6 protein-coding genes are annotated in these 10312 nt (G+C 49.4%); 1 reads left to right on the top strand and 5 read right to left on the bottom strand.

What is annotated here, in order from left to right:
- The first annotated feature begins 276 nt into the window (after nt 1-276).
- Nucleotides 277-1338, top strand: a complete 1062-nt coding sequence (locus ACR2PX_RS17235; protein ID WP_434000596.1) for a hypothetical protein — start codon at nt 277-279, stop codon at nt 1336-1338.
- A 146-nt stretch (nt 1339-1484) separates the two neighbouring features.
- Here the strand turns inward: ACR2PX_RS17235 and gcvT are convergent, their stop codons facing one another.
- From gcvT to ACR2PX_RS17210, 5 genes are all read right to left on the bottom strand, one after another.
- The gene (gene gcvT / locus ACR2PX_RS17230) at nt 1485-2603 is read right to left on the bottom strand and encodes a glycine cleavage system aminomethyltransferase GcvT (RefSeq protein ID WP_434000595.1); all 1119 of its coding nucleotides are present in this window, start codon (nt 2601-2603) and stop codon (nt 1485-1487) included.
- Nucleotides 2604-2677: 74 nt separating this feature from the next.
- A complete protein-coding gene (gcvP, locus tag ACR2PX_RS17225) occupies nt 2678-5611 on the bottom strand; it encodes an aminomethyl-transferring glycine dehydrogenase (RefSeq protein ID WP_434000594.1) in 2934 nt (977 codons plus the stop codon).
- A gap of 175 nt (nt 5612-5786) precedes the next feature.
- Nucleotides 5787-7166: an L-serine ammonia-lyase gene (locus ACR2PX_RS17220; protein ID WP_434000593.1), complete on the bottom strand. Its 1380-nt coding sequence runs from the start codon at nt 7164-7166 to the stop codon at nt 5787-5789.
- 257 nt (nt 7167-7423) lie between these two features.
- Nucleotides 7424-8869, bottom strand: a complete 1446-nt coding sequence (locus ACR2PX_RS17215) for a hypothetical protein (protein ID WP_434000592.1) — start codon at nt 8867-8869, stop codon at nt 7424-7426.
- Nucleotides 8870-8944: 75 nt separating this feature from the next.
- Nucleotides 8945-10144, bottom strand: a complete 1200-nt coding sequence (locus ACR2PX_RS17210) for a hypothetical protein (RefSeq protein WP_434000591.1) — start codon at nt 10142-10144, stop codon at nt 8945-8947.
- Nucleotides 10145-10312 lie beyond the last annotated feature (168 nt).

Below are 10312 nucleotides of genomic sequence, written 5' to 3'. Positions count from 1 at the left end.
CGGCAGCAAGTTTGATTAGATATTTGCACTCTGGAGGAATAGTAATGGTGGTCATGGCAGCTACAGTCGTCAAGAGGGGAAAAGTGGCACTTTACTGCGGTAAGCTTTCTTGTGCCACTTCCCTAAGTTGTGGATGGTCGATGACTTGATTAGTTTGGTGGGGACGTTGCAGAGCCCGTTGCTACTCTCAATCAACTTCCAGATGCTGACAAAGTGATGTTTAGCCCGGATGGGCAACTTATCCTTGGAAGCAGTTCATACGTCAGACTCTGGAAAATGAGTGATCTGCTGAATGGTGAAGGACGAAAGAGTGATCTTATTAATCAGGGGTTCGTACCAGACATCTTTTTCTCTGATCCTCACAGTGTCTATGCAACTTTTAGTCCGGACGGTCAGCAAATCCTTATCACATACAGTAATGGGGTAGTGAAAATCTGGAATACTCAGGAAGCGCTGTCAAATCTGGATAGTATGGAGATGAAATACACTAGAAGAACGGTATTAGCAAAACCAGTCATGACGATTGATCATCGCTCAAACGATGTGATCTATCATGCCGCCTACAGTCATGATGGTGAAAATGTGCTTACCTGCTCAAGGGATCGTACTGCCAGGCTATGGAATGTAAAAGGTTTATTAGCTGGGGAAAATACTGAGCGGGTAGTGTATCAACATGAGAGCCAGGTTGTCAGATGTGCTTTCAGGCAAGATAATAAACTGGTTCTTACCCATTCATTTGCTAAAGGACAGGGATTCGATCCTTACTATAATCCTGCCAGTCGCTTTACCTCCAATCTCTGGCTCACGCCTAAGCCCTCTTCTTTGCCGGTTGAGACCGATGAGACGGATGAATCCTCATCGATGACGGCTCCAGTTCAAACCACGCCTCTGACTTCTTTGAAAAATGTAAGAAGTGTATTGAGCCCGGGTGGCCAATTCATTATGGGTTATGCAGGGGACTCAGTGAGCTTGTGGCGTTTCAGTGAGCTGTTGCAACTGAAAGGTAATTTAACGCCTTTGAAGTCCATCTGGCATGGAGGTGAGGTAAGACATAGTACATTTAATCGATCAGGGAGCCTCATCGTCAGCAGCTCAAATGATCACACTTTTAAGGTTCTATTGCGGGATAGTACCGAGAATAAAGTAGTACGACTGGCTAAGCTGGAAGTGAACTTGAGTAATTTGAATCAGACACAACAGGCCCAGACGGATAAGCTCAGAGCACTGGAACAAAAGTTGAGTGATTTGACTCAGTCAGCAGCGTCTGGAGGAGGCGTAATGCTTCCCTCAGTGATTGTAGTGTTGATTGCTATTGTGATGGCTACAGTGGCTCCTTGAATCTCTGTTCTCTTAGCAGGCGGGCATGACTGGAGGTGCAAAAGCACTTCTTCTATACGGAAGGGTCTGCAGATTAAGTGAGGATGAAATAAGGTTTGTTAGCTGAGTCTGCTCAAATTAAACGTCTGAGCAGACTCAGTAAGTCATCAGCCGCGATAGTAACGCTGTTCAATAAACGGCATACGACTGACAGTCATAGGCAGTTTCTTGCCACGTACCAGAGCAAAGACTTCTGTTTCCAGAGCGGCATACTCAGCAGGGACATAAGTCATGGCAACTGGAGCACCGATGGTAGGTCCGAAAGTGCCGGAAGTTACAACGCCGATCTTTTCACCTTCAGCATTAACAACTTCAGTGCCTTCGCGAACCGGTGCACGACTGCTGCCCAGTAGTCCAACACGCTTGCGAGTGAAGTCCTTGTTTTCAATCTGGCTTAGAATTTTGTCAGCACCCGGGAAACCTCCAGCACGCTCACCACCGTTGCGGCGATTCTTGCTGATGGCCCAGATCAGGCTGCTTTCGATAGGAGTGGTTTCTGTATCCAGATCGTGGCCGTACAGGCATAAGCCACTTTCCAGGCGCAGAGAGTCACGGGCACCCAGGCCAATGAATTCTACTTCTGCCTGATCCAGCAGCATGCGACAGAACTTATCAGCATCGGCTTCAGGGATCGAGATTTCGAAGCCGTCTTCACCGGTGTAGCCTGAACGGCTGATGTAAACATCAACGCCTTCAATGGTCATATGGACAGAATCCATGAACACCATCTTTTCAGTTTCAGGAGCAAAGCGGGCCATCACGGTTTTGGCTTGTGGTCCCTGAATCGCCACCAGAGCACGGTCATCCAGAACGTCCAGTTTCACATCGTCAGGCAGGTGCGCCTTCATGTGAGCAATGTCCTGATCTTTGCAGGCAGCATTAACAACCACATACAGGCTGTCGTTGCCTTCGTTGGTGACCATCAGGTCGTCCATCACGCCACCTTGTTCATTGGTGAACAGAGCGTAACGCTGCTTGCGCTCAGGCAGATCAATAATGTCGACAGGTACCAGGGCTTCCAGTGCTTTGGCTGGATTGTTACCGGTCAGACGAACCTGGCCCATGTGGGAGACATCGAACAGACCTGCTTTTTCGCGGGTTTGCAGGTGTTCGGCTTTCACACCCAGTGGGTATTGAACCGGCATGTCAAAGCCAGCGAAAGGAACCATTTTTGCGCCCAGCTCAACGTGAAGGCTGTGCAGTGGTGTTTTTTTGAGTTCGGTCATTACAGACACTCCCTGAAATAGTGTAGAAACCGGGGAAGTTATGTCCCCGGTTCAATGCTGGACCTCAGACGACGTTAGTCTTCTTCTCGGTAGTCTTCTTCTCGGTAGTCTTCAATCGATGGGCAGGAGCAGATAAAGTTGCGATCGCCGTAAACATTGTCGATACGGTTGGCGGTTGGCCAGTACTTTCCGTCAATAGAGCCTTTCAGCGGGAAGACCGCTTCTTCACGACTGTATGGGTGGCTCCATTCGCTGTCCACCAGATCTGCCATAGTGTGTGGCGCGTTACACAGCGGGTTATCGTCAGCAGGCCATTCACCTTCCTGAACCTTGCGGACTTCTTCGCGGATAGCAATCATAGCGCTTACAAAGCGATCAATCTCTTCCTTGGATTCTGATTCAGTCGGCTCAATCATCAGAGTGCCTGCCACCGGGAAGGACATGGTTGGTGCATGGAATCCGTAGTCCATCAGACGCTTGGCAATGTCTTCTTCAGTGACGCCACTGGCTTCCTTGATAGGACGAATGTCGATAATGCATTCGTGTGCCACTTTATTGTTACGACCCCGATAAAGTACGTCGAAATGAGTAGAAAGCTTATCGGCCATGTAGTTAGCGTTCAGAATCGCTACTTCACTGGATTCCTGCAGTCCCTGCTGTCCCAGCATGGCAATGTACAGGTAGCTGATTGGCAGAATAGAGGAGCTGCCAAAAGGCGCTGCAGACACCGCACCCATGCCTTCATTATCACCTTCAATCGGGCTGACAATGTGGTTCGGCAAGTAAGGCGCCAGGTGACTTCTAACACCGATAGGGCCCATGCCGGGTCCACCGCCACCGTGTGGAATGGCGAAGGTTTTATGCAGGTTCAGGTGAGAGACGTCGGAACCGAACTTGCCAGGCTTGGCGATCCCTACCAGGGCGTTCATGTTGGCGCCGTCCATGTAGACCTGGCCACCGTGCTGGTGAACGATGTCGCAAATGTTGCGAATCTCTTCTTCATATACACCGTGGGTGGAAGGATAAGTCACCATCAGGCAGGACAGGTTTTCACTGTGCTTTGTTGCCTTGGCCAGCAGATCTTCAACATCCACGTTGCCGTTCTCGTCGCAGTCAACCACGACGACTTTCATACCGACCATTGCGGCAGAAGCAGGGTTGGTGCCATGAGCGGAAGAAGGGATCAGGCAGATATCTCTGTGGGCCTGATCATTGGCTTCCTGATAGTTACGGATGGCCAGCAGACCCGCGTACTCACCCTGGGCACCTGAATTAGGTTGCATGGAGATCTTGTCGTAGCCTGTGATCTCTTCCAGCGCGGCTTCCAGCTCATTGATCATGGTCATATAACCCTTGACCTGATCTCTGGGCGCAAATGGATGGATGTTGGCAAATTCAGGCCAGGAAACCGGCAGCATTTCAGCGGCGGCATTCAGCTTCATGGTGCAGGAGCCCAGAGGGATCATGCCGTGAGTCAGGGAGTAATCTTTATTTTCCAGACGCTTCAGGTAGCGCATCATATCGGTTTCAGAATGATAGCTGTTGAAGGTCGGGTGAGTCAGTACTGCGTCAGTACGACGATTATCGTCTTTAATACCGCTTTTTCCTTCGAACAGGGTGATCTGACGGTCGATGGTCTGGATGTCCAGATCCTGACCCTGTCCCAGAATGACATTGAACAGCTGGGTAATGTCTTCTGCTGTGGTGGTTTCGTCAATGCTGACACCCAGCTGATCGAAGCTGATGCGACGCAGGTTACAACCGGCTTCAATAGCGCGGTTATAGATCGCTTCCTGCTGGCTGCCTACTTTCAGGGTCAGAGTATCAAAATAGGTATTGTTGCACTGAACACCCAGGGTGGTCAGACCTTTATGAAGAATGGTGGTCAGACGGTGAGTGCGCTCAGCGATGGTCTTCAGACCTTCTGGGCCATGATAGACCGCATAGAAAGCCGCCATATTGGCCAGCAGCGCCTGGGCCGTACAGATGTTAGAGGTGGCTTTTTCACGACGGATGTGCTGCTCACGAGTCTGCATCGCCATGCGGTAAGCCTGGTTACCACGGCTGTCGATGGAGACACCAATAATACGGCCAGGAATGGATCGTTTGAGTTTTTCACTGGCGGCAAAGAACGCGGCGTGTGGGCCACCAAAGCCCATGGGAACACCGAAACGCTGGCTGCTACCCAAAGCAATATCAGCACCCAGTTCACCCGGTGATTTCAGAAGCATCAATGCCATCAGGTCGGTAGACACTGACACCATGGCTTTTTGTTCTTTGGCTTTGCTTACAATGCTGGCGACATCGGTGATCTGTCCGTAAGTACCAGGGTATTGCAGTTGTACACCGAAGATTTCGTGTTTTTCCAGGTCAGTATTAGGGTTACCAACTGCTACCTGGATACCCATGTGTTCAGCACGGGTCTTGATCACGTCAATGGTTTGCGGGTGAACGTCGTCAGCGACAAAGAAAACCTGATTCTTGCTGCGGTTGGAGCGACGACACAGAGCCATGGCTTCTGCGGCTGCTGTGGCTTCATCCAGCAGGGAGGCATTGGCTACTTCCATGCCGGTCAGGTCCATGACCATCTGTTGATAGTTCAGCAGAGCTTCAAGGCGACCCTGGGAGATCTCTGGCTGATAAGGTGTGTAGGCAGTGTACCAGCCCGGGTTTTCCAGAACGTTTCTGAGAATAACGTTAGGAACATGGGTGTTGTAGTAGCCCATACCAATGTAGGATTTGTTCACCTGGTTCTGGTCTGCCAGGGAGCGCAGGTAGTCCAGAGCCTGAACTTCTGTCTTACCGGGTTCAACAGCCAGAGTGCTTTTTCCTGAGATAGCGAGTGAGCGAATGGTTTTGGGAACCGTCTGTTCAATCAGATCAGACAGTGAATCCAATTTAAGTTCAGACAGCATCGCCTGCTGTTGAGCCTGATCCGGGCCGATGTGACGACCGGTAAATGCATTGCCCTGTTCCAGAGCGCTGAGTGCCTGTTTATCAACAGCCATGTTTCTACCTTTCTCTGCCGGCTATCGGTGGATGTGACAGCCATATGATGGTCTAAAAACAGCTTTGAACCGTACGTCTCGGCTCATTCTCCCATGGGGACATACCATTTTTATACGGTGAGTCCTGGGTATTCGTGCTGGTTATTTTTGGTTTTTTTGGCATCTGTCACGAGGTTCAGCACATGACCACATTGACTGCCAGTCCGCCGGTGGCGGTTTCTTTGTACTTATCCTGCATATCCAGGCCGGTCTGGTGCATGGTCTCTATCACGCTGTCCAGTGAGACCCGATGCTGGCCCGTACCCTGTAAGGCGAGTCTTGCTGCGTTGATGGCTTTGACTGCACCCATAGTGTTTCGTTCTATACATGGCACCTGAACCAGGCCTCCGACCGGGTCGCAGGTCAGTCCCAGGTTATGTTCCATGCCAATTTCTGCCGCATTCTCTATTTGTTCGTTGCTGCCGCCCAGTACTGCGCAAAGTGCCCCAGCTGCCATTGAGCAGGCAACCCCTATCTCGCCCTGACATCCGACTTCGGCGGCCGAAATGGAGGCATTCTTCTTATACAGCATGCCAATGGCTGCGGCGGTGGCCAGAAAGACCTGGATACCCTGATCGGAACTGCCGGGAGTAAAGCGGTCATAATAAGCCAGTACCGCCGGGATAACGCCTGCCGCACCGTTTGTGGGGGCCGTTACTACTCGCCCTCCCGCTGCGTTCTCTTCGTTCACCGCCAGGGCATAAAGGCTAACCCAGTCCATGCTTTCCAGGTCATCACGCTGTTCTTTGGGTTTATTGATCAGACGTTTGTGCATGTTACTGGCTCGACGCTCGACATCCAGGCCGCCGGGAAGCTTACCGGTTTGTTCGCAGCCGCGCTCGATGCATTGATCCATAACCTGCCAGATGGCCATCAGATCTTTGGAAATATTTTGGCTGTGACCCAGGTATTTTTCGTTTTCAAGAACCATTTCTGCGATGGAAAGGCCACTGCTGTTCCCGTGATCCAGTAAATCCTGGCCATTTTCAAAGGGGTAGGGGATAGGTGCCGTCTGCAGATTGGTGGACTGGCTGGAAGAGGCTTCCTGTTCGTTGAGAACAAAACCGCCACCCACCGAGTAATATTGGTTTTTATAGAGTACCTGGCCATCAGCGTCCAGAGCGGTCAAGGACATGCCGTTGGGATGGCTGGGAAGAGAGCTCCCGAAATGAAATGACAGATCGGAATCGAAATGAAAGGTTATATCCCTGAGTCCCCCCAGCTTCAGCTGCTGGCTGGACTTTATATCCGCTACGTAATCGGTGACTTTATCAGGATCCACTGTGTCTGGGTGTTCTCCCAGTAATCCCAGCAGGACAGCAACGTCGGTTGCATGGCCTTCGCCGGTCATGGCCAGTGAGCCATAAAGATCTGCTTTTATACGGAGTGTCTGTTCGAAGTGTCGATTTTCGTGGAGTTCGTCAAGAAAGCGATTAGCAGCCACCATGGGACCCACCGTATGTGATGACGAAGGTCCGATTCCAATTTTAAACAGATCAAAAATGCTCAATCCCATGCTTTGCCCCACCTGTATTCTTATCTACTAAAAACCGTTTATGTCGTAGTTATGTATCGGTACTGCTGTCTTGCGATTCATCCCTGGTCTGACAGAAACCGACGTTTTTTCTCGATAAGTCCCCTGAATTAAACGATTTAAAAAAAGTTCAACATACATTCAGAGTATTTGCAGAGTATCAAATCTGGAGGTTTCACATCAACCCATTTGTTTCCAATAGGAAACAAATGGGTGAAAAGTGGCGGGGAATCAACAGGTTAATGAAGCAGCTTTCTGTCAGGAAATTGCTGGAGCCAGACTTTTTCCATTTGAATGGCCCGGTCAATAATGAAGGGCTCGGGGCGACCCATTTCCGGAACTTCCACTCCCTGGTAGTAATGGCTGACTGCAGCTTTGTTGCGTCCCCGGACTATGTAAGTGCCTGTTGCATAGGCAGAATCATAGGTGAAATAGGCGGATTGATCGATTTGTCGGCCATTTTGCAGAATCAGGGTTTGCCCTCTTCTGCCCAATGTACAATGCAACTGTCCATTTCGGACAGGCGCACCATCAACTTCCGCCACAACATTTTCTACAACAGCCTCGATAACAGCAGGATTAGGTTGGCTGGTGTCTGCCATTAATAGAGTTCTTGGGTAGCCGCCCACAATCAGCTGAGCAACGGGTAAAAACTCGATTCTTACAGAGTCATCCTCATATTTGTAATATTTGATCAGTGGCACATACCGGACCCACATACCTTCGAGGTGTGGGTATTGTTCGGGGAGTCCCCTCTGATCCATATGAAGGAAGGCAAACCATTTCAGTGTATCTACTTGCGGCTGAATATGAGGCATAAACTGCTTATAGCAGGACATGAGCAAAGGGTTAGATGGAATCCAGCCGCAATGACTCAGTGGGGGAATGACATCGCTGATGTCTGTGTTCTGCTTATTTGGGCTAAAGGTTTCATAAGCCTGCAGAAAAGCGTACAGAATTCTTTGGGTTTTCTGCATTGATAACTGATCAAAGCGCTTGAAGGTTCTGGGGTCAAACATTAACTCTCGTTTATCCTTGGCATTTTTATCGTACAGTGCTTGAACTTCAGCGGTTATCTGCTCTTCACTGACAATAAACTCTGGCTCTTCATGACCTTCGTCGGGAGATGCCGGATCAATTAACTCATACATCGGCACCTTCAGGTCTGGGGTGTGTTCAAGCAGGTGATAATAAAGGTTGGCAAGATGATGTTGCTTTTGAAGGAGCTGATGGCATTTCAGCGTCGCTTCTTCTGACAGGTGCGATGATTCACAGTTAACCTTAAGCTCTTCATCTTCAACAAAGGGGTGCAACTCTGCATCTATTTGCACCATTTTGGATTTATCCAGGACGATGTAATGGTAACCACCGGAGCGCAATGGCTGACGCATGACAATGTTCTGGTATTTTAGAAAGGCCTGGTCGGTACGTAACCCATCGGGCTGGTTGGGATCAAAGAAGTCTGTTTTTATGTGTTGCCGCCAGGTGAAGTGAGAGGTCAGGACTTCTACTCCATCAAAGGTCCTGGAGCCAAATGCTCTCAGACTTGTTGTGGTTTTTTTGGAGTCATGTTCTTCAACCACTCCAACGATCCGATAACCTTTCCGGTCATGGATGACTGGTATGATGTTCGGCTCATAGGCCATTTTGTTACGACGGGTAATTCTCCAGGCAGGAATCTGCAAAAATTTTTTACCACTCCCCGAACTTTGTAATCTCAGGTAACTGCTTAACAAGGGTTGAACATCTGTTCTTGTATGTCAGTTGGTTTTCAGCAGTGTGGCTGCTTTTTCGTGGCAGATCGATTTTCTTTTATCGATATCAGTGCCAGGTACACCGCATAACAACATTAACCATCTGAAAGACTGGAGTGCATCCAACTCGTCTTCGTCTGAGAACTCAGCGACTTCTATGACCCAGTTGGACATTTTGTTCAGCAGGGCCATTTTGTCGGATAGCTGTAAACTTGAGAATGGTCGAATGTTTGCAATAGGCAACAGGTGCAGCATTTTTGATGGTGCATCCCAGTCTTTAGGATGATAGTCGGATGCCAGTGCACTGAACTCCCGTGGATGGATGAAGTCCAGTTTTTTCTGATAGGAAAGGGGTCTGCGATAAATCACAGGATCCATGACCATGGTTTTTACTGAGAACAGCGCTTCGATCAATTCAGCCATAACAGGATGCGGGTAGCTGTCCAGAAGCGCTTTCAGCTCTCTGTTTTTTTTCAGTTCATCAGCAATTCTCTGATCTTCTGTGGAAGGTGTAGCAACCTTTGTAGCAGGAGGGGGCGTCTGAATTGCCGGCTTTCTTGTGGTAGAAGGCTTCGGTTTGGTAAATCCGACTTGGCCTGAAGAGTGTGCTGAAGCCTGTGGTGTCGATTCAATAGGCTTCTTTCCTGAAGCGAATAGGGACCAGAGATTTTCTGAGATCCGGTTCATTTGAACATTGAACCAGTGGGTCTTTGCGCTGGGTAATAAATGGTAGGCACCTGTAAATATCGCAACCAATCCCAATGGCAGGATAAGCGCGTGAAAATAAGGAATACCTGAACTGCTTTCGGGAGAAGGACTGCTTACCTGTATGTGTGGTGAAGGCTGATCTGTTTCCCTGGATGTTGTGGGGTCGTCATCCTGGTCATTATCTGGGGTGTGTTTGACGTCAGGGTCTTTTCTTGAAGGTGGGTAGCTTTTGCCTTTTCCTTTCGACTTCTTCTTTGGGCCCTTTCCTCCGGATCTTTTGGTAACCGTATTGAACACGTAGATATTGGCTCCATCCAGGTTCAGACCTCCAGGTATGGGTGTATTTCCAGACAAATCGACCACATAGCGATATCCAGGCATTTTTTCCTCAAACTCATCCCTTACACGTTGAAGAACTTCTTCCTGTACGGGGGTGGAAGTCGTGGTACCTGCAGGGCTGTGTCCGAGAGAAACACCAGAGTCATCTGCGCAGTCCAAGGTGAGTAAGCCGGATTGACCCACAAAATGGGCAGTAGCGGGGCTAGGAGCCTGACCGAGAATAGGTTTATCTGTTATGATAAGCCTTAAATCAACCCTAATAATGCCAGATGTCACCACCACCAAAATTCAAGGATAGCCCTGTTGAGTTTGATCAGCACCTGCTGT

Source organism: Endozoicomonas sp. (genome assembly GCF_051008435.1).
Taxonomy (GTDB): Bacteria; Pseudomonadota; Gammaproteobacteria; order Pseudomonadales; family Endozoicomonadaceae; genus Endozoicomonas_A.
The sequence above is the reverse complement of the archived record's forward strand: the minus strand, read 5'-3'. Positions and strand labels throughout refer to the sequence as shown.